The sequence below is a fragment of the Ruegeria sp. AO1 genome, from assembly GCF_056535985.1.
Genome location: NZ_JBQFJC010000001.1, coordinates 2072813 through 2096451, shown reverse-complemented (window position 1 = coordinate 2096451; position 23639 = coordinate 2072813). Strand labels below are relative to the sequence as shown.

Genomic DNA, 23639 nt, shown 5'->3' with positions numbered 1-23639 from the left:
TTTTGGCCGAATTGTGTGATTTTTGTGTTTATCCCGGGGTGATAAGCCCGATCGCAATCGCTCGTCCAACGGCCTGTGGCGTCGTCAAAGCGCTCAGTTTTTCGCGGCTGGAGCGCAGATGAACCTCAACCGTGCGGTGCGAGATCGACAGAATGTCGCCGATATCCTGCTGAGATTTCCCTGCCGCGACCCATTGCAGGATCTCGGCCTCGCGGGTCGAGAGGTTCGGGTGATAAAGCGCACCTGTCAGCTCATCCGAGGTCACCACGTTGTCATGGATATGCACGGCCATGGACTGCAGATCGCTGATCACATGAGTATATAGCTTGCGCCATTCTTCTTTGGAGCAATCCCGCGTCGCGCTCAGGAACCCGATATCTCCGTAGGGGCCGCGAACCGGTATCGTAACACCTTGATTAGACAAGCCAAAATCATGTGCATCGCGGAATACGCGTTGGAAGTCGGGGCTGCGTTCCAAGCGGCTCCAATCAACGGGGGCGATGCTGCGTTTTGCCATGTGAAGTGTCGGGTCAATCATGACCAGACCCTGCTTTTGATAGTGCTCGTTCCAGGCATCATCATAGGTCACGAAGCCAGCGACTTTGCCTGCAGCGGGGTTCATCCCAGCGTAGGCGGCGTGGTCCATATCGTGTTTTTCGCACACCTGCTTCAGAAACTCGGTGTACCGAGTTTCTGAGTCCGGCAGAGTGCTCAGATCAACGATCTCCATCTTTCGCCTACGACCTGCGGCTTATCTTGAAATCCGGTGGTGTGGCCGGACTTGCAATTTACCTAGAGTGGAACCCAACTTACCTCACGGCAATCAGGACATCACATAATTCAAAACATGACAAGTCAATGCAGGAAATGTCTAAGCTTTTGGCGTGTTGTTTCAAGCTATAGAGCATTTTTGTCACTATTTTGCCCAAACTGCTAACAGCGCACAGGGCCTAGGGCGCGGGTCGTAGCCCTGTTTCTACGAGCATTCCGCGCGCCTTTGCTTCGGGGTAAAACCCTTTGGCGTAAAGGAAAATCGCGCGTTGTTGATCTCCGTCCGCCAGCATCCAAGCACCTTTCAGGTACTTGCCTGCGTATTCAAGATTTGTGTCTGCGTCCAGCAAACCTTGGGCATTTCCCTTGTATCCCATCGAACGTGCGGTAGCGGGCAGGATCTGCAAAAGCCCGTAATACGGCCGATTTACAGCCCATGGCCTGTGCGTGCTTTCGCGTATCGCAAGTTTGTGGACCAGCTCTCGGGGGAGTTCGTAGTGATCGGCCCATTTGTTGATAGAGGCCCTCAACTCGGGCGTTTCGTTGGGGTAGAGCGGCGGATCGAAGGGATCAGGGTCACCGCGTGAAACCTCCGCACCACTGCACGCGGCGAGGGCAGACAGCGCAAGGAAAGCGATAATGCTGCGACGTGAGAATAGGGCCATCAAACTACTCCGAACTTCAGGCGGCGATCATATGGATCACGGGTCTTGTCGCAACCTTAGCTTTAAAATTTGGCTGAATTTTGCTGGTTCCGATACGAAAAAGGGCCGCGCGAGTAGCGCAGCCCTTCAATCTTGTTGCGTCAGCCAGATCAGGCTTTGGCTTCGTCTTCGTCCGCCGGAGCGGCCTCGGGCGCCAGATCCTCGTCTTCCGACGCGGCCGAGCCGATGTCGTCAAACAGTTCGGCGATTTCGAATTCAGCAGCGGCTTCTTCTTCAGCAGCCAGTTCCTGAATCGATTTGCCCGATGCCTGCAGTTCGGCTTCTTCTTCCGAACGAGCAACGTTCATCTTGATCTCGACTTCAACCTCGGGGTGCAGGCGAACTGCAACCGCGTGCAGGCCCAGTTCTTTGATCGGAGCGACCAGAACGACCTGTTTCTTGTCGACGGTGAAGCCTGCTTCGGTCGCAGCGTCTGCGGCGTCACGAGGCGTGACCGAACCGTACAGAGCGCCAGCATCCGATGCCGAGCGAATCACGATGAACTGCTGACCGTCCAGCTTTTCAGCCAGCGCTTCAGCTTCTTTCTTGGTTTCCAGGTTGCGCGCTTCCAGCTGCGCTTTCTGGGCTTCGAACGACGCGATGTTGGCGTTCGATGCGCTCAGGGCTTTGCCTTGGGGCAGCAGGAAGTTGCGGGCGTAGCCGGGCTTAACGTCAACGACGTCGCCCATTTGACCCAGTTTCGCAACGCGTTCCAGAAGGATAACTTGCATGTCAGTCTCTCCTTACTTCACAGCGTAGGGCAGCAGGGCGAGGAAGCGGGCGCGCTTGATAGCACGGGCCAGTTCACGCTGCTTTTTCGCCGAAACGGCGGTGATGCGCGAAGGTACGATCTTGCCACGCTCAGAGATGTAGCGCTGCAGCAGACGGGTGTCTTTGTAGTCGATTTTCGGCGCGTTCTCACCCGAGAACGGGCAGACCTTGCGGCGGCGGAAAAATGGTTTTGCGGCCATGGTTTATGTCCTTTCGTCAGGCGTTGATCAGCGGCGCTCGCGGCGGCCTTCGCGCTCATCGCGCTTCTGCATCTGGACCGAGGGGCCCTCGGCATGCTCGTCGACCTTGATGGTCAGAACGCGCATAACGTCGTCATGCAGGCGCATCAGGCGTTCCATTTCCTGTACCGCGCCCGAAGGGGCATCGGTTTTCAGGAAGGCATAGTGGCCTTTGCGGTTCTTGTTGATCTTGTAAGCCATCGTCTTGACGCCCCAGTACTCGCTTTCGACGACGTTGCCGCCGTTGTCAGCCAGAACGGTGCCGAAATGTTCGACAAGGCTTTCTGCCTGCGCGTTGGACAGATCCTGACGCGCGATCATTACATGCTCATACAGTGGCATGTGCACTCCTGTTTATATCAAGGCGCATTTCAAAGGCGGGGCCATCTGGTCCTTCGCGACCCTGCCACGAGAGGCTGCGCGATTCATATCTCTTGCGAAGGATGGCCCCGTATACACGTTTGAGCGGGCGGGGCAAGCCCTGCCACATATGCCTCTGTGAAGTCGCCCAATTTCCACTGCTGCGCCCAATTCCTGACGCTTTTCGCCCCGAAGTTGATAAGCAACCCGGAAATAACCGGATAGCACAGACTTACGACGGTAACCTTAATAAGGGTATGGATGTTATGACCGCGATTCAGACAAATACGCTCGACAATAAAACTACGGGTACGAGCTTTGAGCATTCCGTTCCGGTCATGATCACGTTCAAAGCGAACTGGGAAGCACGGCTGGTTCTGGCGCGCGCCGTCGGAGCCTTCCTGATCGTTTCCGCCTTTTCGATGTGGCTGATGCCCGGTTCGATGTTGGGAGCCGAGGTTTGGCCGATCAAAATGGTGGCCTCGATGGTGTTTTTGATCGTTGGCGTAAGCCTGTTGACGATCGAAGTGATGGACAGCCGCCCGGATGCCTATTTTGATCCGATCCGCCGCGAGGTACGCGTGCTGCAGAAGAATGAAAACGGACGCCCTCAGACCGTTCTGCGTCGCAGCTATGACAGCCTAGGTGGTGCAAAGTTCGAGGATGACGAGGTGCAGTTGTTCGATGTTGACGGCAGCCTGTTGATGAAACTGCCTCTGCAATCGGCGGATGTCAGCCGAGCGCTGAAGGGGCAACTCAGCCAAAGTGTAACAATTTTTGCCTGAGATTTATTCTGTTCAACCAAGCACAGAAATTGTGAATCAAAAAGACTTGTGTGCTGCCCTTGGGCAGCACATTTTTGTTTCCGAGCAAACGCACTATGTTTGCGTATAGTCCACAAACCCGGAGACAGTCATGAAATCCACCCTCCTTGCTGCCGCGCTTGCCCTTACGGCAACCACTGCTTTCGCCAGCGCCGAAAAATACGTTCTGGACCCCAGCCATAGCCAGGTACTTTTCAGCTACGATCACCTTGGTTTCTCGACCACTTACGGCATGTTCTCGGGCTTTGAAGGCGAGATCATGTTCGATCAAGAAGACCCCGCCGCGTCGAGCGTTTCGGTCTCCATGCCGGTTCTGGAGATGTTCACAGGCTGGAAGCCGCGTGAAGATCACTTCATGACCGAGGACTTCTTTGGCGCCGCCGAGGGGGACCTGGTGACGTTCACTTCGACCTCGATCGAAGTGACCGGCGAAAACACCGCCAATATAACCGGTGACCTGACCATGAACGGCGTTACCAAATCGGTTGTTCTGGACGCCAAGCTGAACAAGGCTGACAGTCACCCGATGGCAAACAAGCCCTGGGCTGGCTTCGACGCAACAACGACGCTGGTGCGCAGCGAGTTCGACCTGGGCCAGTTCGCGCCCTTCGTCAGCGATGAAGTTCAGGTGCAGATCTCTGTCGAGGCTCAAAAAGCCGAGTAAATCTGCGCTGATCCTTTGGATCACAACCGCCGGGGGCCAAAACCCCCGGCGGTTTCTCTTCATTCTGAGCGTTTCGCCGTCAAGTCAACGGAGACCGTAACGTTGAAGCCCAGAGACTCCTCGGTCGGTTGGGACGTGCCCACATCGAACGCCATGCGGTTCAGCTCCAATGCGCCGGACATGGTTGCCGTGTCGTCCTCGAGCTGCAGGGAGAAGGGCAGTATGACGTCCACCGATTTGTCTCGGATGGTCAGGGGGCCTCGGGCCTCGTAGCCTGTATCTGTCTTGAACAGGTCGGCTTTGAACTGGGCTGTTGGGAATTGCGCGCTGTCGAAGAAATCAGCGCCCATGGCTTGGTCCGTGACCGTCCCGAGGCTGAGCGACGCGATGGCGATGGTCACATCCACCGATCCCGCAGGGCCCGGTTGGGCGGGGTCTTCAAAAGCGATTGCGGCCGTCCATTCGTTGAAACTGCCGGTGACGGGGCTGCCCAACTGCGAGATTGTGATCGCAAGGGTGCCTTCTTCGACGTTCCAGTCGGATTGCACATCGCCAAGCTCGGCCGCGTCCACGGCGCCTTTTGCGTGATCCTCGAACACTCCGATGGACCAGCCGCCGACCAGAACGGCACCCCAGATGGCCAAGGCTGCAAATGCAGGTACGGGTGAGTGGTGTTGCGTTGGAGGTTCGGGCGCGTCAGCTCGTCCCGGCAGCATCCGTCGCAGGGTGCTGTCCTTGTCCACGACGTGATGTTTCAGCGCACCCGCGATGTGCAGCGCCAGCGACCCGGCAAGAACCCAGATGAACAGCCAATGCAGGTTTGCCGTCACCTCGGACAAATAGAGGGATTTGGGCACGAAGGGCAGGTTTTGGCCGAAGGGCCACCAAATGGGTGCAAAGCCTTCGGTCGCGGCGTGGTGTATCCAGCCGGTCAAGGGCACCAGAACAAGCGAAGCGTAGAGCATCCAGTGAACGGTCTCAGCGGCGAAAGCCTCGGGCTTGTTGTCCGCATTAAGCAGGCCGGGTTTGGTTTGGGTCAGCGCCCAGAGGATACGCGCCAGCGCCACGAAGAACACGGTGACCCCGATCGTTTTATGCAGGGAAAACAGCGTTGCGGCCCGCGCGATATCGGATTCGCTGGTCGGGATGTTCGGGTCGTAGATGGCATGCGCCAGATCATTGGCAAACCAGCCCAAGGGCAGGGCGGTCAGGATCAGCAAAGCGGTCAACCAGTGAAAGGTTTTGGTCACGCTGCCATAGCTTGAAAAGGTATTGGTCGAGGGCATCTCTTGCACGCTCCGGATTCGATTGTCTGACTTGAACCTAAAGCCAGAGGGATTCGGCACAAGCCCGACCCGCGCACAGATATGGTGCCCGAATGCAGAGCGCAGGCCCTACTTGTGCCGCGTCCTCACACGGTTTACACCCCGCCGCAACCTAACGTCATCCAAGAGGTTGCAATGACACGCGCGTTCGTTTTCCCAGGGCAGGGTGCCCAGACCATCGGCATGGGCAAGGCTCTGGCCGAGGCATACCCGGCAGCTCAGGCCATCTTTGAAGAGGTGGACGACGCGCTTGGCGAAAAGCTGAGCCAGCTGATCTGGGAAGGCGACATTGCCGATCTGACCCTTACGCAGAACGCGCAACCGGCGCTGATGGCGACCTCGATGGCGGCGATGCGCTCGCTTGAGGCCGAAGGCGTCTCGGTCACCGATGCCGCTTTTGTGGCCGGGCATTCATTGGGTGAGTATTCCGCACTTGCTGCAGCTGGTGCGTTGTCGGTGGCCGATACCGCACGTCTGTTGCGGACCCGTGGACAAGCCATGCAAAGCGCCGTGCCGGTGGGCGAAGGTGCGATGGCTGCGATCTTGGGGCTGGATCTTGATGCCGTGCGCTCTGTGGCTGAAGAGGCCGCGCAGGGTGAGGTTTGTCAGGCGGCCAATGACAACGACCCGACTCAGGTTGTGGTGTCCGGCGCAAAAGCTGCCGTGGAACGCGCGGCTGAGATTGCCAAAGAAAAGGGCGCAAAGCGTGCGGTTATGCTGCCAGTCAGCGCTCCGTTCCATTGCGAGCTGATGCAACCCGCTGCGGATGTGATGGCCGAGGCACTGGCCGCCGTTGAGATCAAGGCACCGGCCGTTCCTCTGATCGCCAATGTGCGGGCCGAGGCGGTCACAGACCCCGATTTGATCCGCCAATTGCTGGTCGAGCAGGTCACAGGATCGGTCCGCTGGCGGGAAAGCGTGCAATACATGGCGGCGCAGGGTGTCACCGAGACATGGGAAATTGGCGCGGGTAAGGCTCTGTCGGGTATGATCCGCAAAATTGACCGCGCAATTGCAGGCAAGGCCGTTGGTACGCCCGAGGATGTTCAAAAGGCCGTTCGGGCCGAATCGTAAGCATAGAACGCGGCCTTCGGGGCGCCTCACGAGGGAAATAGAATGTTTGATTTGACAGGTAAGAACGCGCTGATCACTGGTGCTTCGGGTGGTATCGGAGGCGATATCGCACGGGCTCTGCACGGCGCGGGTGCCTCGGTCGGTCTGTCCGGCACGCGGGTTGAACCGCTGCAGAAACTGGCCGACGAACTGGGCGAACGCGCCCACGTGCTGCCGTGCAACCTGAGCGACTCCGAAGCCGTCGAGGCCCTGCCAAAACAGGCAGCCGAGGCGATGGGCTCGGTCGATATCCTGGTCAACAACGCGGGTATCACACGTGACAACTTGTTCATGCGCATGTCCGACGAGGAATGGCAGAGCGTGATTGACGTCAACATGACCTCGACCATGAAGCTGTGCAAAGGCGTGATCCGCGGCATGATGAAGGCGCGTTGGGGCCGGATCGTGAATGTCTCGTCCGTTGTGGCTGCGATCGGCAATCCGGGGCAGGCGAACTATGCGGCCTCCAAGGCGGGGATGATCGGGTTCTCGAAAGCGTTGGCGCATGAGGTCGCAACGCGTGGGATTACGGTGAACGCAGTGGCCCCTGGCTTTATCACGACGGCGATGACGGAAAAGCTGACGGACGAGCAGAAAAAAGGTTTGTTGCTGAAAGTTCCGGCTGGTCGAATGGGCGACCCTGAGGAAATCGCGGCCGCTGTTCTGTACCTGTCCAGCCCCGAGGCCGGATACGTGACCGGAACAACCTTGCATGTGAACGGCGGCATGGCCATGTTGTGACCGCAACCAAGGCGGTGCGAAAGCGTTTGCCTTGCGCGTCGACTATGCTATAGGCGGCGCATCTATGCTGGGGCCGGTCGTTTTGGTCGGCCCTCGACTTTCCCGGACAGCCGGGAGCCAAACCGCCCGGAACGGGCAAAACAAGTCCATCCCGAGCGGGCAAGGGCAGAACCGGGCGGATCGCCCTGAAGAAAGAATGAGGAATAGACATGAGCGACGTCGCAGATCGCGTGAAGAAGATCGTTGTTGAACACCTGGGTGTTGAAGAAGACAAAGTAGCGGAAAACGCTTCGTTCATCGACGACCTGGGCGCAGACAGCCTGGACACCGTTGAACTGGTCATGGCCTTCGAAGAAGAGTTCGGCATCGAGATCCCTGATGACGCAGCCGAGACCATCCAAACCTTTGGTGACGCCGTCAAATTCATCAGCGAAGCGTCCTAAACGTATCGTACTGATAGAAAAGCGGCGCTTCCGGGCAACGGAGGCGCCGCTTTTTTGTGCCTGCGTTAAATTCAGGGTTGCACGAGGCGATTTCGATTCGCACTGTTTCCACTGAGGCACAATTCAAGGTGGGCAGGACATGATAAGATCCACCCCGATGATAAATACGGCGCGTCTGACACTCTGTGCGATGCGCCCTGAGGATTTTGAACGGTTCGCCGAGATCTGGCGCGACCCTTGTGTAACGCGCCATATCGGTGGCACCCCGCGGTCGCGCGGTGAGGCCTGGGACTCGTTTCTGCGCAATGCAGGGCATTGGCAGATGGCCGGGTTCGGGCAATGGGGTGTGCTACAGCAATCGAATCGCAAGCTGATCGGGCAAGCCGGATTCTTCTATGGAAACCGTGCAATGGGCGAGGATTTCGACACTTATCCCGAAGCCGGTTGGGTTATGGCCCCCGAAGCACAGGGGCTGGGTCTGGGATATGAGGCCGCGCAGGCCGCCCATGATTGGTTTGATCGGATCATGCCGGGCCGATTGGTGGCGATGGTGAACGCAGCCAACGCTTCGTCGCAGAAGCTGGCGAAAAAGCTGGGCTATGTCGTGATGCGGGAGGCCGAGTACAACGGCACCCCTGTCCATCTGCTTCGCCGCAACGGTCCTCCGGCGCGGGCATAATACCGCCAACACACTGCAATGCCGCAAACAGCGCAAACAATGCCGATCCTGGTCGCAGCAGGCTCGAAGGTGAGCGTGTATGTTACAATGAGACTTTAGGGCGCTTGGGCGGAGGAGAAAGCTCATGAGAATCTACCCCACAATGGAACTTCAGAACGGTCGCTGCGTCACCTTGGACAAAGGGCGTCTGGAGGATGCGATGATCTGGCATGTGAACCCGGTCGAAACCGCGCGGGGTTGGGCCGAGGCCGGGGCCGAGTGGATGCATCTGACAGACTTCGATGCCGTAGAAGGCCGCGACACCAACCATGAACTGGTGGAAGAGATCATTCGGTCGGCCGAGATCCCCGTGCAATTGGCCGGTGGTATGCGTAACCGCGAGCAGGTCGAATACTGGATCGACAAGGGCGCAGGCCGCGTTGTCATCGGGACGCTTGCGGCGCGGGACCCTAACCTGGTAAAAGAGCTTGCGAAGCTCTACCCGGATCAGATCGTTCTTGCGGTCGATGTCTGGCAGGGTTTTGTCATGACCGACGGCTGGCGTAGCCAAAGCGCGTTCACTCCCGAGGCGTTCATTGACGCCTTCGACGGCACGCCTTTCGCAGCCATCGTTGTGACGGACATTGACAGCGACATGGAAGATGTCGAAGCGCAGCTTGGCCTGATCTCCGGCTTGGCGCAGCATTCGCGAACGCCGGTCATAGCCAGTGGCGTGGTGCGTACTGCGGACGATATCTCGCGCCTGTCCTACATCCCGAACATTGCTGGCGCGATTGTCGGCCGAGCTTTGTTCCGGAAAACAGTCGATCTGTCCGACGCTCTGGGCGTAGCGGCTGGCGCGCATGAGCCAGTGGCGCAGTTCCAGTAACGGAACCGAAAATGAAACTCTCTCTCGCCCTGCGATGTCAGCAGGGCGAGGGGGATTTGCAGGCGCAGGTTCGCCCAAAATCAAGCTGAAACCGCAAGATGCAGACGGGGAATGGAGCGTGGCCCTTGCCCCCGCACCCCGGGCCGGGGTATGAGCGGTTCGCATAACAGTAAGCAGGCAAGAGGCACTTCATGCGCAGAGTCGTCGTAACCGGTCTGGGGTTGGTCACTCCTTTGGCCAGCGGAGTCGAGGAAACCTGGTCGCGTCTGCTGGACGGAGAGTCCGGCGCAGGGCCAATCACACATTTCGATGCCGAGGCAAGCGGGGTCACTACGACCTATGCCTGCGAGGTGCCGCGTGGGGACGGAACAAACGGAACGTTCAACCCCGATGACTGGATGCCTCCGAAAGAACAACGCAAGATCGAAGACTTTATCCTGTACTCGATCGCCGCAGCGGAGATGGCGTGCAAGGATGCAGGCTGGACCCCTGAGGGTGAGGAAGATCGCCTGCGCACTGGCGTTCTGATCGGCTCTGGCATTGGTGGGCTGGGCTCGATTGCGGATACAGCAAATCTGATCCGTGACAAAGGCCCGCGCCGTGTGTCGCCCTTCTTCATTCCCGGCGCGCTGATCAACCTGGCGTCCGGTCAGGTGTCGATCCGGTTTGGGTTCAAGGGACCGAACCACTCGGTCGTGACAGCATGTTCGACAGGTGCCCATGCGATTGGGGACGCCAGCCGCATCATCCGCGCGGGCGACGCCGATGTCATGGTGGCCGGTGGCGGCGAGGGCTGCATCTGCGAGATCGGCATCGCAGGTTTCAACGCCTGTAAGGCGCTTTCGACCAAATATGCAGACGATCCGAAGAAAGCCAGCCGCCCCTACGACGTTAACCGCGATGGTTTTGTCATGGGTGAAGGCGCAGGCATCGTCATTCTGGAAGAATATGAACACGCCAAGGCGCGTGGCGCGAAGATCTATGCCGAGGTTCTGGGCTACGGCATGTCGGGCGACGCTTATCACATCACCGCACCGTCCGAGGATGGCGACGGGGCTGAGCGTTCGATGAAAGCCGCTCTGCGCAGCGCTGGGCTGGAGCCGAAAGATCTGGACTACATCAATGCGCATGGCACCTCGACCATGGCGGATACCATCGAATTGGGTGCTGTTGAGCGTCTGTTGGGTGACCATGCAGCGAATGCCACCATGACTTCGACCAAATCGGCCACGGGGCACTTGCTCGGGGCTGCAGGCGCGATTGAGGCGATCTTCTCGATCCTTGCGATCCGCGATCAGGTGGCTCCTCCGACCATCAACCTCGAAAATCCGGCGGTTGAAACACCGATTGATCTAGCTCCGAACGAAAAGCGCGAGCGTGAGATCAACGTGGCCCTTTCGAACTCGTTTGGGTTTGGTGGCACCAATGCCAGCGTGATCTTCGGAAAGGCCAGTTAAATGTGGCGGGCCATTGCATCGAACGCGCTGACCATCCTGGTGGTCGGCCTGTTTCTGGTGGGCGGTCTGATCCTTTGGGGCCAGACCCAGTATCAGTCAGAAGGCCCGCTGGAAACCGCGATCTGCCTGCGGGTGGAAAGCGGTTCGAACATGACGCGGGTCAGCCGCGAGCTTGAGGACCAGGGCGCGATCACCAACGCCACGATCTTTCGCATGGCCGCTGACTACACCGACCGGGCGCAGCAGTTGAAAGCAGGCAGCTTTTTGGTGCGTGAAGGCGCGTCGATGGAGCAGATCATCTACGAGATCACCAGCAGCGGCGCGAGCACCTGCGGTTCGGAGATCGAATACCGCATCGGCGTGACCCGCGCTCAGACTCGCGTGCGTGAGTTGAACCCAGCCACGCTGGAATTCGACGAAATCGCCGAGTTTGATATGGCCGAGGAAGAATCCCCGGCGGCCTATCAGGAGAAGCGCCAAGAGGCAGACACGCGCTATCGTGTTTCACTCGCAGAAGGCGTGACCTCGTGGCAGGTGGTTGAGGCGTTGAAGGGTTTTGAAGCGCTGAGCGGCGAGATTTCCGAGATTCCTGCCGAAGGCTCGCTTGCGCCAGACAGCTACGATGTCGCTGCCGGTCAGGACCGCAACGACATCCTGAAAGCGATGCAGGACAAACAACAGCTTCGGATCAATGCTGCCTGGGAAAACCGCCAAGAGGGTTTGCCGCTGGAAAGCCCTGAGGAAATGCTGATCCTTGCCTCGATCATCGAAAAAGAAACGGGCGTTCCCGGAGAGCGGGGCCAGGTCGCCAGCGTCTTTGTGAACCGTCTGAATCAAGGCATGCGCCTTCAGACAGACCCGACGGTGATCTACGGCGTCACCAAGGGGCAGGGAACGTTGGGACGTGGCCTACGGCGCAGCGAGTTGAACCGGCCAACACCTTGGAACACCTATCAGATCGACGGGCTACCACCGACCCCGATCGCCAACCCCGGTCTGGCGAGCCTCGAAGCAGCCGTTGCGCCTGACAACACGAACTATGTGTTCTTTGTTGCGGATGGCACTGGAGGTCATGCCTTTGCCGAGACGTTGCAGGAACATAACCGCAATGTCGCGAAATGGCGCGAGATTGAGGCCGAACGAAACTCGGGCAACTAAGTTAAAACGAAAAACAGCGCCGCTTTCGGCGCTGTTTTTTTGATCAGGCCGCGGGTTTGCGACGGGGGCGCCGGTGCTTGTTTTGCCCGGGCTTCGCACTTCCGTTCGCCGATCTCGGCTTGAAACGCCGATTGTTCTGGCGGCGTCCGCTACGTTCCGCCTCAACAGGTTCGGGCTGTGTGCCGCTGGCAACCGGGATGTCGATCTTCATCAGCCTTTGGATTTGACGCAGCAGATCGACCTCTTCCGCCGAGCAGAACGCAATCGCCTCGCCTTCGCGACCGGCCCGGGCCGTACGGCCAATGCGGTGGACATAATTGTCGGGCACCTCGGGCAGGTCGTAGTTGATCACATAGGCCACACCGGGAATGTCGATCCCGCGCGCGGCGACATCGGTTGCGACCAGCACGTTGATCTCTCCGGCGCGGAAGGCCTTGATGGCGCGGTCACGCTGTCCCTGGCTTTTGTTGCCGTGGATCGAGGCTGCGTTGTAGCCATCGGCAACCAGCCCCTTCATCAGCTTCTCGGCCCCGTGCTTGGTGCGCGAGAAGACAAGGGTCAGGGCGTCGGTGTCCTGCGACAGGATCTCACGCAGTTTGCCAGGTTTCTCGGGTTTGGTGACGAAGTGAACCGATTGCGTGATCTTGTCCGCCGCTTTACCTGGAGGCGAGACTTGCACCCGCTGCGGATTGGTCAGGTAAGCCCGGCTGATCTCTTCCATCTGCTTTGGCATCGTGGCCGAGAACAGCATGGTCTGACGCGGCGTGCCCAGAGCAGGCGCGATTTTGCGCAACGCGTGGATGAAGCCAAGATCCAGCATCTGGTCGGCTTCGTCCAGAACAAGGTGGCGAACCGACCCAAGGTCGACGGCCTTCCGCTCCATCAGGTCGATTAGACGCCCTGGCGTGGCCACCAGAATATCTGTGCCGCGGCCCAGAAAGGCGATCTGTTTGTTGATGGACTGACCACCCACAACAGTTGCCACGCGCAATTTGGTCTTGCCGGTTAGAACGCGCAGGCTGTCGGCAATCTGGTTCACAAGCTCGCGCGTGGGCGCGAGGATCAGAGCCTTGGCCGTTTTGGGCGCAGGTTTGCCGGGTTGGTTTAGCAGGTGATCAATCAAAGGCAGGCCAAAGGCCAGCGTTTTGCCGGTACCGGTCTGCGCCAGCCCCAGAATATCATGCCCGTTTAGAGCCAGCGGGATCGCCTGGTTCTGGATCGGCGTGGGCTGTGAGAAATTCGCACTTTTCAGTGCATCGTTGAGCGCTGGTGCAAGGCCCAGCATATCGAAGTCGAACAATATTTATCCTTTGCCGCCCGCAGCATTCGCCAACGGGCAAGTCGTGATGGGCCGCATTCGCGACCGATAGGGTCAAGCGGGACCTCGGGACAGGCAGGCGAATCCTGCTCTATCTGGTCGTCGCGTTAAGAACCCTGCGTGATGGGGAACTGGAAAAATCTGTGGCGCTGTGGGGCAGATGGTGCCCGCCGAGGCTCACGCGTCAGCGCTGGTCAGAGGCACATGATGCGTGGCAACTGAATTGTCAAGGCTTGTGAGTGATGGTTCCTTGGTCGCGCGAAAACCCTGATCCGACTTACCGGATCAGGGCATGGTAGATTTAGGTGCGAAGATCCCCCGCATGGGCGATGCTATCGCGATTGGCTTCAACGAATTTCAGCATATGACCCATCGAGTATGTGCCGTCATCATCTGCACCAAGTTCTTTCCACGGCTTAAAGCCGTGGGTCGAGCAGACCAGGCTTTCCGGGTCAAGATACAGAAGTCGTAGCAGTACCGTCGCGACGATCGTGCCGCCCACCGGCCCAAGTCGTCCGCCATGACCTTCAGCCTCTTGCAGACAGTAGTACCACAGCGGTGTTTTGGTGACGCCGTGGTCTGACAGCTCAGGCGGAGCGTCAAGTTCGGGCACATGCATCTTGCGCGCCATTTGCTGACCTGAGGCAAGCTCTAACGTGAGGCGGTCGCGCAGCAGGTTGCGCAAGGGAAGTTTGCGGTTTTGATCTTCGGACATTGTGGCGCCGCCGATATCGGCCGTGCCGCTGATGAAGGGGAGCGCGAAAATGGATTGCGCCATTTTGCGCCCAATGGGTCGCGCACGCGTGCCTGCAGTTTGACCGGGATAGTCGAACAATTTCTCGAAATGAATGTTCAGGTTTGACGGCCGGAAGGAGAACTCGGGCCGTCCTAGCTTGAACAGGTCAAAATCCAGATTGTCATGATTGAGTTGGTATTTGGATTGCACTGTTGCGTGTCCGAAGCGGTAAGCAGCGCCGGAGAATTCTATCGGCATAACCGGAGAGTCAACTTTGAAAGGCTTTGGAAGTGTCCCGCCTTCGAGGTGATCGCGCACATGTTTTAGAGTGTGGGCGTCGACGAATGCCTGAAGCAAATCATGGGCTACGAGATATTGATAGTGCAGCCGACAAATACGGCGTGCAACCTGGAAAGGCTCCTCGCTTTTCTTGAAGGTATGCATGGCTGCCGCTGAGATGCCGGACAAGGCTTTGCGCGCCATGCCACTGTCTGCCTCCAAGGCTGTCATGACGATGTTGTGTAAGCAGATAAAAGCGCCCTGCAATTGCGAAACGATTTGGTTTTCGTCGTTACGAGGATCGCCAATCAGCGCTGTACCTTGTTTGGTTCGGGCAAGATCGAGATGATTGTCAGCGTTGCCAAAAAGAAGGAAACCGTGATGGTCTGGGTGATAAAGGAGCGGTGATGCTTCGGGACCATCGCCGTAAACGCAATCGAGGTCCAGTGTTGGGGTGCGGATATTGCGAATGGTGGCTGGATCAATAACTGTCCCAATGGCTGAGGTTGCGTCCAGCGTTACATCGTGGTCGACGAATTGACCGAAGAAGGTCATACCGGCGGCGACGTCATGCCCCTGTGGGTCATTGGCATCTTTCATAGAGTCAACCGCTGCATCAAACGCGGCGAGGACATCGGCGGTATCAAAAGGCTCACCGCCTGGGGCGATACCTGAGAGAGGGTTGCGATGTCCGATTCGTCCAAACGTATCCGGCAGCGGCGGGCGTGGGGTATCCGCGCATTCTTTTACCAGCGTTTCATATCGGCTAAGCCCATGGGGTTGGCGTGACATAACTACTCCAAAAAATAAACAACTTCGTTCTAGGTTGAATCATGCTCACAAAATGATGAGCATAATGGTCAAAATAGCACAAATGAGGACCAATTTCCTTCTTTTTCTCAAAAAAGGAAACGTAATTGGGAAATAAGTCTGTGTTTAATCTGCATATGTGAGCTGTATTGGTGGGTTTTTTCTATCGATAAGGTGGTTCGCGCAGGAGAACGCTCGCGGAGGGTTTTGAAAAGCTTAATCTACAGAACGGTTTAGGCGTTGCGACCCGTTGCGCACAAACTTGACGCCGCGCACTCATTATCGTATAAGTTGTGCCATGCTAGAAGAAGTGGGCAACGGCCCCGGGGCGACCCGGTGGCCGTTTTTTCATTTCTCTCGTGCGGAGAAAACTCACGCATGAGGTCACAGGCAAACATGACTTTGATTAACCCGGAAGAGCGGATTTCCCAGACGGCTGACTTGTTGCAGTCGCTCGAGAGGTCCATTCGCGATCTGCGCCATACAGCGGAAGAACTGCGCCAGCAGATCGGAGCCGGGGAGGATGCAGACCTTGCCGGAACAGGCAAGCAACTCGGCCAGCTAGAGGGGCTGATCCGCAGTTGCCAGAAAGTGGAGACAAGCTTTGTCGAACAACATCACAGACAAGCCGGAATTGCCCAAGGTGGATATGCGCTCGACCTTGACCGAGCTCGGTTCGAGGTCGGGTGCAGGCTGGCTCGCCTCCGCACCTGTTGCGGTGCAGGACAGATTTCTGAGTGAGATCGGGGAGGGGGGGCTATGTGCCCTCCCTTTCCTTTTCGAGTTCTGGGCGCTGCCGCATCAGTTGCCCCCCAAAGGCGACTGGCGGTCCTGGGTGATCATGGGCGGGCGCGGGGCGGGCAAGACGCGGGCGGGGTCTGAATGGGTGCGCTCGATGGTCGAAGGGGCCAAGCCGTTGGACAAAGGCGCGGCGTCTCGTGTGGCTCTGGTGGGTGAGACCTTTGATCAGGTGCGTAATGTGATGATTTTTGGCGATAGCGGTATTTTGCAATGTTCGCCGTCCGATCGACGGCCCTTGTGGAAAGCCTCGGAACGCAAGCTGATCTGGCCCAACGGGGCCGAGGCGCAGGCGTTTTCAGCGCATGATCCCGAGGGGTTGCGCGGCCCTCAGTTCGATGCGGCCTGGGTGGATGAGTTGGCCAAATGGAAAAAGGCCAGTGAGACCTGGGATATGCTGCAATTCGCGTTGCGTTTAGGGGATCAACCTCGGGTTTGTGTAACGACCACGCCGCGAAATGTGAAGGTTCTGAAACTGTTGCTGGCGTCGCCCTCCACCGTTCAAACCCATGCGCCGACTGAGGCGAACCGGGCCAATCTAGCCGCGTCTTTCCTGGAGGAGGTGCGTGCGCGTTACGCAGGCACGCGGCTGGGGCGGCAGGAGTTGGATGGGGTGCTGCTGTCGGATGCCGAGGGGGCGTTGTGGACGGGCTCGATGTTGGAGGCGGTGCGTTGCGCGCATTTGCCCGAACTGGACCGGGTGGTCGTAGCGCTGGACCCGGCGGTAACGGCGGGATCGGATGCGGATGCCTGTGGGATCGTGGTCGCGGGCGCACAACTACAAGGTCCGCCGGAGGAGTGGCGCGCCTATGTGCTGGCCGACCGGACGGTGCAGGGCGTCGGCCCGGCGGGCTGGGCGCAGGCGGCGATTGACGCGATGGATGAATTTGGGGCCGAGCGGTTGGTGGCCGAGGTCAATCAGGGCGGGCAACTGGTGGAAGAGGTCGTGCGGCAGGTGGACCCTTTGGTCCCGTTCCGCGCTGTGCGAGCCTCTCGCGGTAAGGTCGCGCGGGCCGAGCCTGTGGCGGCGTTGTACGAGCAGGGGCGGGTGGGCCACGTGATTGGCCTGGACGCGTTGGAAGAGCAGATGTGCCAGATGACTGCGCGCGGGTTCGATGGGCAAGGCTCACCCGACCGCGCCGACGCGCTGGTCTGGGCTCTGCATGAGTTGATTGTAGGGCCTGCAGGATTGTATCGGCGGCCAAGGGTGCGGAGTTTGTGAGCTTTAAGAAGTGTGCTTGCCAACAATCGCATTTTGCATAGCGGACTGATCGCTTGTTGGATGCACTCAGGTTCAAGACATCGGCTTCCCTTGGCTCCAACTATCCTCATATTCACCGAGCAATCGGGACAACGCCAACAGCGAAGAAAACAGCCTTGCATAGACATCCGGTGACATCATTGTTTTGTAGTCATCAAGCACCTGCACAAGATTGACTACGCTTGAGGCAAACGCCTCGTAGACGTGTTTGTCAGCAGCGGTAGGTTCATTTGTCCAGATATCGTGCGCATCGTAGTAGATGGGCGGGACAGGGTCTTTTTCATTCATCGTCTGGCCTCATGCATTCGAAGCGCACGTGGGGGGCAAATGAGACGCAAACAACATGTCTGGCATGAATTCAAAAGACTTTGGCTGCGACTGAAAAGGAATTTGGTTCAATCTTCAAAGAGCGGCCAATTCTTACAATTGGCCATGTTGGGTTCAGGGCAAGGCTCGCACGACCGGCTCGACGCGCCGGACAGGGCGCTGCACGAGTTGATGGTGGGGCCCGCGGGGGCGTATCGGCGGCCTCGGGCGTGGTGCCTTTATTTATTGCTCACCAGTTTTCTCGAATTTAGCAAATGCTTCTGCGTAATCGGGGTGCCAGCGAGAGAGTGGAGGGCGGTTTTTGGTAATGTCTTGAATAGCCCATTGTGCTCGACGTCGATCGCGTGTCTCGTCGACATCGTTGTCCGGGCAAAGGATATAAAAATCACCGTTGGCCATTCGACTGAACAAGTGATCAACTGTTTGTTCACTGGTCCAAGCCGCGGGCGGTTTTTCCGGGAGGAAAGACGCAATCATACCAGTGTATGTAAAACCTGGCACAAACAAGTGAACAGAAATTGGCGCTCCGGCTTCTCGCAACTCATGAGCCAATTGTTCGCTGAGCACTTTGACCGCGGCCTTGGTGACATTATAGCCGGGGTTGCCCGGCGGTGTTGTAATACCCTGTTTCGAGCCGGTATTTATGACTAAAGCAGGGCGGTTCGCTTCGACCATGCGAGGCATAAAGGCCTGCACACCTCGTAGAACGCCGAAAAAATTCACCTGCAAAAGCCGCTGCCAGTTTTCCATTTCCGACCAAGCGGTTGTCGGCAGACTAATCCCCGCGTTGTTCATCAAAGCAGCAATTGGACCGATCTCAAATGCGAGATCGGCAAGTCTGTTTACCTCTTCATCTGACGTTACATCAGTCGGTATGCCTTCAATAGGTGCGTTAGCGGAGGCCAATTGACGTGCTTCTTGAACTGTTGCGTCAAGTTGTGCTCCGGGTAGATCTGCCAGAACGACGCCCAAACCCGCGTGCGCAAACCGTAGTGCGGCAGCGCGCCCGACCCCACTTGCTGCCCCGGTAACAACCGCGACGCCACCATTTTTCACTGCCTCGTTGAACATATTGCGTTCCTTCCCGATTCATGAAACTTCGCAAATTTGAAATGGTCATCCAAATGTATCAAAGGTTGTCTCAATAGAGTATCAAGCTCATCAACAATTCTGTCTACTACTCTGACGACAGATGATTTTGGGGGCTTATGTTGCTCACCCTCCGTACGCCCCATTCCCAAGGCTTAAACGTCTTTCCGACATAACTCCTTTCAACAAGCCGGGCAGAGCAGCGGCAGAAAGGAGCACAGATGGTATTCGATTTCTTGCGTCGTGGAGCGGCCGTGGAAGCGCCCGAGGCGAAGGCGAGCGCCGCGGGCCCCGTTGTGGCGTGGCAGACGGGCGGGCGCGTGGCGTGGAGCCCTCGGGACGCGGTGTCGCTGACACGTACGGGGTTTTCGGGGAACCCGGTGGGTTTTCGATCCGTCAAGCTGATTGCTGAGGCGGCGGCGGCGTTGCCGTTGGTGCTGCAGGATCAGGCGCAGCGGTTTGATGTACATCCGATCCTCAGCCTCATGCGCCATCCGAATGCGGCGCAGGGACGGGCGGAGTTGATGGAGGCTCTGTTCGGGCAGTTGCTGCTGTCGGGCAATGCCTATGTTGAGGCTGTTCAGGCCGACGAGGGGCTACCGGTTGAGCTGCATGTGCTGCGATCCGACCGGATGAGCGTTGTGCCGGGCGCGGATGGCTGGCCCAAGGCGTATGACTACGCTGTGGGCGGCAAGAAGCACCGGTTTGCAGCGGAAAATATCTGTCATATCAAATCGTTCCACCCGCAGGATGATCACTACGGGTTCTCGCCCATGCAGGCGGCGGCGATGGCGATTGATGTGCATAACAGTGCGTCTCGCTGGTCAAAATCGCTGCTGGATAATGCGGCGCGGCCTTCTGGGGCGCTGGTGTGGAAGGGCGACGGCCATGGGGTGATGGCCGAGGATCAGTTCCGGCGTTTGTCCGATGAGATTGAGCAGAACTATCGCGGGGCGCGCAATGCAGGCCGCCCGATGGTTCTGGAAGGGGGGCTGGACTGGAAGCCGATGGGGTTTTCGCCCTCGGATATGGAGTTTCAAAAGACCAAGGAAGCCGCCGCCCGCGAGATCGCGTTGGCCTTTGGGGTCCCGCCGATGCTGCTGGGGATACAAGGCGACGCGACCTATTCGAACTATCAGGAGGCCAACCGGGCGTTCTATCGCCTGACCGTGCTGCCTCTGGTGACGCGGGTGGCGGCGGCGGTGTCGGAGTGGCTGGTTGGCTTTACCGGCGAGGATCTGATGCTGAAACCCGATCTGGATCAGGTGCCCGCGCTATCGGCGGAACGCGATGCGCAATGGGCGCGGGTTAACGGGGCCGATTTCCTGACGGACGCCGAGAAGCGCGCCCTGCTGGGCCTGCCGGAGCGCGCGGATGTCTGACGGGTATCCTCCGTTCGAATGCGCGCCGGGCCTGCGTCTGGCCGCGCATGAGCGGGTGGCTGAGATCCAGCACGCGCATCTTTGCCAAAGGCTGGATCAGATCGAAGAGATGATGGAGCGGCTGGAGAAGCGGTTGTGGCTGACGGTCTATGGCGTGGTCGCGGTGATCCTGGCGCAGGCGTTTCAATCTATCTTGGTTGTAACGCCATAATTTCAGTAGATTACATGGAGAAGTTCATGGATTTAGAGCATAAATTCGCCCAGTTTGGAGACGGGTTGTCCGTCACCGATGACGCGGTGATCGAGGGTTATGCCAGCCTGTTCGGTCAGGTCGATCAGGGCAGTGATGTGGTGCAGCGCGGGGCGTATCGCGGCTCGCTTGAGGGGCTGGCAAAGGCTGGGCAGCGGGTCAAGATGCTGTGGCAGCACGATCCGGCGCAGCCCATCGGTGTGTGGGAGAAGGTCCGCGAAGATGACCAAGGCCTTTGGGTCAAAGGACGTCTGCTTGAAGCCACGCAAAAGGGCCGTGAAGCGGCTGAATTGATCCGGGCGGGCGCGATGGATGGCCTCTCGATTGGTTATCGTACCAAGCGGGCCATGAAGAATGACAAGGGCCAGCGGGTCCTGACCGAACTGGAGCTTTGGGAAGTGTCCTTGGTGACCTTCCCGATGCTGCCCAGTGCGCGGGTGGTGGCCAAGGGCGTGGACCCCGAGGCCGAGAAAACCTGGCGCAGTATTGCCGAGGTGTTCCGTGACGCCCGGCAGGAGCTGGCGCGGATCTAGCGCCTCAAAACCCACCCAGAAAAGGAAGTGCTGATGAGCAAGACCGAGACCCCGGCCTTGAACGGAGAGGGTGCGCCCCTGGTTCAGGAAGTGAAGCAGGCGATGGCTGGATTCGTGAATGAATTCAAGGGCCTCAAGGCCGAAGTTAAAACCCAACTGCAACAGACAGAAGAGCGACTGACCATGCTGGAACGTAAATCAACCATCGCGGCGCGCCCGCATCTTGCAGCCTCGATTGAGGACGGCGCCCCGCATCAAAAGGCTTTTGATGCCTATGTGCGTTCGGGCGAGGATGACGGGCTGCGCGGGCTTGAGATGGAATCGAAATCTTTGTCGACGGCGGTGAACAGCGATGGCGGATTTCTGGTTGATCCGCAGACCGCTGAGGCGATCAAATCGGTACTGAATTCGACCGCTTCGATCCGTTCGATTGCGTCGGTGGTGAATGTCGAGGCGAACTCTTTCGACGTGCTGATCGACCATACGGATGTGGGTGCGGGCTGGGCGGATGAAAACTCTGCGACTGCGGAAACTGGTACGCCTTCGATTGACCGTATCTCGATCCCGCTGCACGAGCTGAGCGCGCTGCCCAAGGCCTCGCAACGCCTGCTGGATGACAGCGCGTTCGACGTCGAAGGCTGGTTGGCCGGTCGCATCGCCGACAAATTCGCCCGCGCTGAGGCAGCGGCGTTTATCAATGGCGACGGTGTGGACAAGCCCAAAGGCATTCTGACCCACCGCACGATGGAGAATGACAGCTGGGATTGGGATAGCTTGGGCTATATCGCTACCGGCGTCGATGGCGGCGTTGATGCGGATGCCATTGTGGATGTGGTTTATGCGCTGGGCGCGCAGTACCGGGTGAACGGCACTTTCGTGATGAACTCGAAAACCGCGGGTCTGATCCGCAAGCTGAAGGACAGCGATGGCCGCTTCCTGTGGTCGGATGGCCTGGCCGCTGGTGAGCCTGCGCGTCTGATGGGCTATCCGGTGCTGATCGCCGAGGATATGCCGGATGCAGCGACCGACAGCTACTCGATTGCCTTTGGTGATTTCCAGTCGGGCTATACCATTGCCGAGCGTCCTGACCTGCGCGTGCTGCGCGATCCGTTCAGCGCCAAGCCGCATGTCCTGTTCTACGCGACCAAACGTGTGGGCGGCGATGTAAGCGATTTTGCTGCGATCAAACTGCTGAAATTCGGCATCGCCTAAGCGGTGGCGGATCCGGGGGGCTGCAAGGCCCCTCGGGCGGCGGGCGCGGGCCGGGGTGAGATCCCCCGCGTTGTCTAGCTGCTCCCCTCCGTCCGAGCAACGTGGGGCGGCGCGTGCCCGTCATTTTCAAGGATACGGCCCCGGAGGGGTCCGAGATTGCGGAGTGAATGGATGATGTTGATCGAAGAAACCGCCATCGCGGATGCGGCGCTGCCGGTGGATCAGTTCAAGGCGCATCTGCGGCTGGGCACGGGGTTCGCCGAGGGTGATACGCAGGATGAAGTTCTGACCGGTTTTCTGCGTGCAGCGATTGCAGCGATTGAGGCACGCACCGGCAAGGTGCTGATCGAGCGAGAGTTTTCGTGGAGCCTGAATGGCTGGCGCGACCCGGAAAGCGAAACTCTGCCGGTGGCCCCAGTGGTTTCAGTTGACGCTGTGACACTGACGGATGCGCTGGGCGCTGAAACCGTGGCGGACAGCGCGACGTACAGGTTGGAGCGGGATGCGCAGCGCCCTCGGGTGCGGGCGGCGGGGTCTTGTTTGCCGAGAATCCAGACCGGTGGATCGGTAAAGATCACCTTCACAGCCGGCATGGCGGCAGATTGGGGTGGCTTGCCCGCCGATCTGGGACAGGCGCTGCTGCTGTTGGCGGCGCATTACTACGAATATCGCGACGAAACAGCCTTGGGTGCGGGGTGTATGCCTTTCGGTGTGACTAGCCTGATTCAACGCTATCGCACAGTGCGCTTCGGCGCTGGGGTGACGCAATGAACGCGCCTCGACTGAACCGCAAGCTGGAGCTGGAAGCGCCGGTTCGCACCGCTGACGGCGCTGGAGGCTATGCCGAAACCTGGGCCGCTTTGGGCTCGCTCTGGGCCGAGGTGACGGCGCGTAGCGGGGCGGAGCGTGCGGTCGGTGGGGCTTCGATCTCGCGCGTTGGCTACCGGATCGTTGTGCGGGGCGCGCCTGAGGGGTCGAGCATGCGGCCTGCTCCGGACCAGCGGTTCCGAGAAGGTGCCCGACGGTTCGTGATCCGGGCGGTCGCTGAGCGGGACCCACGCGGCCAGTACCTGACCTGTTTTGCAGATGAAGAGGTGGCGGCATGAGCTATGGCGTTTCAGCCGCTTTGCAGGCGGCGGTGTTTCAACAGCTGTCAGGCGACGCGCAGGTGAGCACGCTGTCGGGCGGTGCGATTTACGACGCGGTGCCTGCGGGGACCATGCCGCAGACCTACGTGACTTTGGGCCCGGAAGAGGTGCGAGAGGCCTCGGACCGCGCGAACGCGGGCGCTGTGCATCGCTTCACAGTCTCGGTGGTTTCCGAGGCAGCAGGCTTTGGTGCCGCCAAGGCGCTGGCCGGCGCGGTTTGTGACGCGCTGGAAGGTGCCGCGCTGAGTTTGGACCGCGGCCATCTGGTGGGGCTGTGGTTCGAACGGGCCAGCGCCCGACGCACGGGAACTGGCGGCGCGATCCGCCAGATCGACCTGAGATTCCGCGCCCGCGTGGAAGACGACTAAGCAATCAACGG

General features: G+C 58.9%; 28 protein-coding genes. 18 read left to right on the top strand and 10 right to left on the bottom strand.

The genetic code is table 11. From position 1 onward, the window contains the following. Positions 1 to 28 precede the first annotated feature (28 nt). The 5 genes from ACR3FB_RS10370 to rpsF form a co-directional block, all read right to left on the bottom strand. Positions 29 to 730 (bottom strand): autoinducer binding domain-containing protein, encoded by a 702-nt coding sequence (locus ACR3FB_RS10370; RefSeq protein WP_170374044.1) that lies wholly within the window; start codon positions 728 to 730, stop codon positions 29 to 31. 220 nt (positions 731 to 950) lie between these two features. Next, positions 951 to 1436, bottom strand: coding sequence for a transglycosylase SLT domain-containing protein (locus ACR3FB_RS10365; protein ID WP_170466117.1), 486 nt, complete (start codon positions 1434 to 1436; stop codon positions 951 to 953). 149 nt (positions 1437 to 1585) lie between these two features. After that, entirely contained in the window at positions 1586 to 2206 is a 621-nt protein-coding gene (rplI, locus tag ACR3FB_RS10360) for a 50S ribosomal protein L9 (protein ID WP_170640804.1), read from the bottom strand. Between the two features lie 12 nt (positions 2207 to 2218). Further along, a complete protein-coding gene (gene rpsR, locus ACR3FB_RS10355; RefSeq protein WP_005608650.1) occupies positions 2219 to 2446 on the bottom strand; it encodes a 30S ribosomal protein S18 in 228 nt (75 codons plus the stop codon). Between the two features lie 27 nt (positions 2447 to 2473). Then, the gene (rpsF, locus tag ACR3FB_RS10350; protein WP_068332653.1) at positions 2474 to 2827 is read right to left on the bottom strand and encodes a 30S ribosomal protein S6; all 354 of its coding nucleotides are present in this window, start codon (positions 2825 to 2827) and stop codon (positions 2474 to 2476) included. Positions 2828 to 3111: 284 nt separating this feature from the next. Here rpsF and ACR3FB_RS10345 point away from each other — a divergent pair, with 284 nt between their 5' ends. Together ACR3FB_RS10345 and ACR3FB_RS10340 are read left to right on the top strand one after the other, a co-directional pair. Beyond that, positions 3112 to 3630 carry a hypothetical protein gene (locus tag ACR3FB_RS10345; protein WP_480564034.1) on the top strand — a complete coding sequence of 173 codons (519 nt, stop codon included), beginning with the start codon at positions 3112 to 3114 and terminating at the stop codon, positions 3628 to 3630. A gap of 130 nt (positions 3631 to 3760) precedes the next feature. Next, positions 3761 to 4333 carry a YceI family protein gene (locus tag ACR3FB_RS10340; RefSeq protein WP_480564036.1) on the top strand — a complete coding sequence of 191 codons (573 nt, stop codon included), beginning with the start codon at positions 3761 to 3763 and terminating at the stop codon, positions 4331 to 4333. 59 nt (positions 4334 to 4392) lie between these two features. On the opposite strand, the gene ACR3FB_RS10335 is transcribed toward ACR3FB_RS10340, so the two are convergent. Continuing rightward, the gene (locus ACR3FB_RS10335; RefSeq protein ID WP_480564038.1) at positions 4393 to 5619 is read right to left on the bottom strand and encodes a cytochrome b/b6 domain-containing protein; all 1227 of its coding nucleotides are present in this window, start codon (positions 5617 to 5619) and stop codon (positions 4393 to 4395) included. A 174-nt stretch (positions 5620 to 5793) separates the two neighbouring features. Here ACR3FB_RS10335 and fabD point away from each other — a divergent pair, with 174 nt between their 5' ends. The 7 genes from fabD (at position 5794) to mltG (ending at position 12117) form a co-directional block, all read left to right on the top strand. After that, on the top strand, positions 5794 to 6732 hold the full coding sequence (gene fabD / locus ACR3FB_RS10330; RefSeq protein WP_480564040.1) for an ACP S-malonyltransferase: 939 nt from the start codon (positions 5794 to 5796) through the stop codon (positions 6730 to 6732). 42 nt (positions 6733 to 6774) lie between these two features. Beyond that, positions 6775 to 7512: a 3-oxoacyl-[acyl-carrier-protein] reductase gene (gene fabG, locus ACR3FB_RS10325; RefSeq protein ID WP_170374037.1), complete on the top strand. Its 738-nt coding sequence runs from the start codon at positions 6775 to 6777 to the stop codon at positions 7510 to 7512. 209 nt (positions 7513 to 7721) lie between these two features. Continuing rightward, positions 7722 to 7955, top strand: a complete 234-nt coding sequence (locus ACR3FB_RS10320) for an acyl carrier protein (protein WP_008756330.1) — start codon at positions 7722 to 7724, stop codon at positions 7953 to 7955. A 139-nt stretch (positions 7956 to 8094) separates the two neighbouring features. Next, positions 8095 to 8634: a GNAT family N-acetyltransferase gene (locus ACR3FB_RS10315; RefSeq protein ID WP_480564042.1), complete on the top strand. Its 540-nt coding sequence runs from the start codon at positions 8095 to 8097 to the stop codon at positions 8632 to 8634. A 124-nt stretch (positions 8635 to 8758) separates the two neighbouring features. Continuing rightward, positions 8759 to 9502 carry a 1-(5-phosphoribosyl)-5-[(5-phosphoribosylamino)methylideneamino] imidazole-4-carboxamide isomerase gene (locus ACR3FB_RS10310; RefSeq protein WP_170676451.1) on the top strand — a complete coding sequence of 248 codons (744 nt, stop codon included), beginning with the start codon at positions 8759 to 8761 and terminating at the stop codon, positions 9500 to 9502. Between the two features lie 191 nt (positions 9503 to 9693). After that, positions 9694 to 10959, top strand: coding sequence for a beta-ketoacyl-ACP synthase II (gene fabF / locus ACR3FB_RS10305; protein ID WP_480564044.1), 1266 nt, complete (start codon positions 9694 to 9696; stop codon positions 10957 to 10959). Further along, positions 10960 to 12117 (top strand): endolytic transglycosylase MltG, encoded by a 1158-nt coding sequence (mltG, locus tag ACR3FB_RS10300; protein WP_170676447.1) that lies wholly within the window; start codon positions 10960 to 10962, stop codon positions 12115 to 12117. It abuts the gene before it with no gap. A 43-nt stretch (positions 12118 to 12160) separates the two neighbouring features. Here mltG and ACR3FB_RS10295 read toward each other — a convergent pair whose 3' ends face one another. Both ACR3FB_RS10295 and ACR3FB_RS10290 read right to left on the bottom strand, forming a co-directional pair. Continuing rightward, entirely contained in the window at positions 12161 to 13417 is a 1257-nt protein-coding gene (locus tag ACR3FB_RS10295; RefSeq protein WP_480564046.1) for a DEAD/DEAH box helicase, read from the bottom strand. Between the two features lie 319 nt (positions 13418 to 13736). Continuing rightward, a complete protein-coding gene (locus ACR3FB_RS10290; RefSeq protein ID WP_480564048.1) occupies positions 13737 to 15242 on the bottom strand; it encodes a peroxidase family protein in 1506 nt (501 codons plus the stop codon). Positions 15243 to 15656: 414 nt separating this feature from the next. Between ACR3FB_RS10290 and ACR3FB_RS10285 the strand changes: the two genes are divergently transcribed. After that, entirely contained in the window at positions 15657 to 16001 is a 345-nt protein-coding gene (locus ACR3FB_RS10285; RefSeq protein WP_480564050.1) for a hypothetical protein, read from the top strand. Next, positions 15910 to 17280: a DNA-packaging protein gene (locus ACR3FB_RS10280; protein WP_480564052.1), complete on the top strand. Its 1371-nt coding sequence runs from the start codon at positions 15910 to 15912 to the stop codon at positions 17278 to 17280. Before ACR3FB_RS10285 ends, ACR3FB_RS10280 begins: the two co-directional genes overlap by 92 nt. Before the next feature lie 72 nt (positions 17281 to 17352). Here the strand turns inward: ACR3FB_RS10280 and ACR3FB_RS10275 are convergent, their stop codons facing one another. Further along, positions 17353 to 17607 (bottom strand): hypothetical protein, encoded by a 255-nt coding sequence (locus ACR3FB_RS10275; RefSeq protein WP_170553092.1) that lies wholly within the window; start codon positions 17605 to 17607, stop codon positions 17353 to 17355. 261 nt (positions 17608 to 17868) lie between these two features. Beyond that, positions 17869 to 18717, bottom strand: a complete 849-nt coding sequence (locus ACR3FB_RS10270) for an SDR family NAD(P)-dependent oxidoreductase (RefSeq protein ID WP_480564054.1) — start codon at positions 18715 to 18717, stop codon at positions 17869 to 17871. 239 nt (positions 18718 to 18956) lie between these two features. On the opposite strand from ACR3FB_RS10270, the gene ACR3FB_RS10265 reads away from it, so the two are divergent. The 7 genes from ACR3FB_RS10265 to ACR3FB_RS10235 all read left to right on the top strand — a co-directional run bounded on the left by ACR3FB_RS10265 (position 18957) and on the right by ACR3FB_RS10235 (position 23628). Beyond that, positions 18957 to 20117, top strand: coding sequence for a phage portal protein (locus tag ACR3FB_RS10265; protein ID WP_480564056.1), 1161 nt, complete (start codon positions 18957 to 18959; stop codon positions 20115 to 20117). Next, positions 20110 to 20328 (top strand): GTA head formation protein, RCAP_rcc01685 family, encoded by a 219-nt coding sequence (locus ACR3FB_RS10260; RefSeq protein ID WP_170721787.1) that lies wholly within the window; start codon positions 20110 to 20112, stop codon positions 20326 to 20328. The genes ACR3FB_RS10265 and ACR3FB_RS10260 overlap by 8 nt, the downstream gene beginning before the upstream one ends. A 26-nt stretch (positions 20329 to 20354) precedes the next feature. Continuing rightward, positions 20355 to 20900 carry an HK97 family phage prohead protease gene (locus ACR3FB_RS10255; protein WP_480564058.1) on the top strand — a complete coding sequence of 182 codons (546 nt, stop codon included), beginning with the start codon at positions 20355 to 20357 and terminating at the stop codon, positions 20898 to 20900. 33 nt (positions 20901 to 20933) lie between these two features. Continuing rightward, complete coding sequence (locus ACR3FB_RS10250; protein ID WP_480564060.1) at positions 20934 to 22112, top strand: phage major capsid protein; 1179 nt, start codon at positions 20934 to 20936, stop codon at positions 22110 to 22112. Between the two features lie 171 nt (positions 22113 to 22283). Beyond that, on the top strand, positions 22284 to 22883 hold the full coding sequence (locus ACR3FB_RS10245; protein WP_480564062.1) for a head-tail connector protein: 600 nt from the start codon (positions 22284 to 22286) through the stop codon (positions 22881 to 22883). Beyond that, positions 22880 to 23218: a phage head closure protein gene (locus ACR3FB_RS10240; protein ID WP_480564064.1), complete on the top strand. Its 339-nt coding sequence runs from the start codon at positions 22880 to 22882 to the stop codon at positions 23216 to 23218. Before ACR3FB_RS10245 ends, ACR3FB_RS10240 begins: the two co-directional genes overlap by 4 nt. Next, complete coding sequence (locus ACR3FB_RS10235) at positions 23215 to 23628, top strand: DUF3168 domain-containing protein (protein ID WP_419739886.1); 414 nt, start codon at positions 23215 to 23217, stop codon at positions 23626 to 23628. Before ACR3FB_RS10240 ends, ACR3FB_RS10235 begins: the two co-directional genes overlap by 4 nt. The last annotated feature ends 11 nt before the right edge of the window (positions 23629 to 23639 follow it).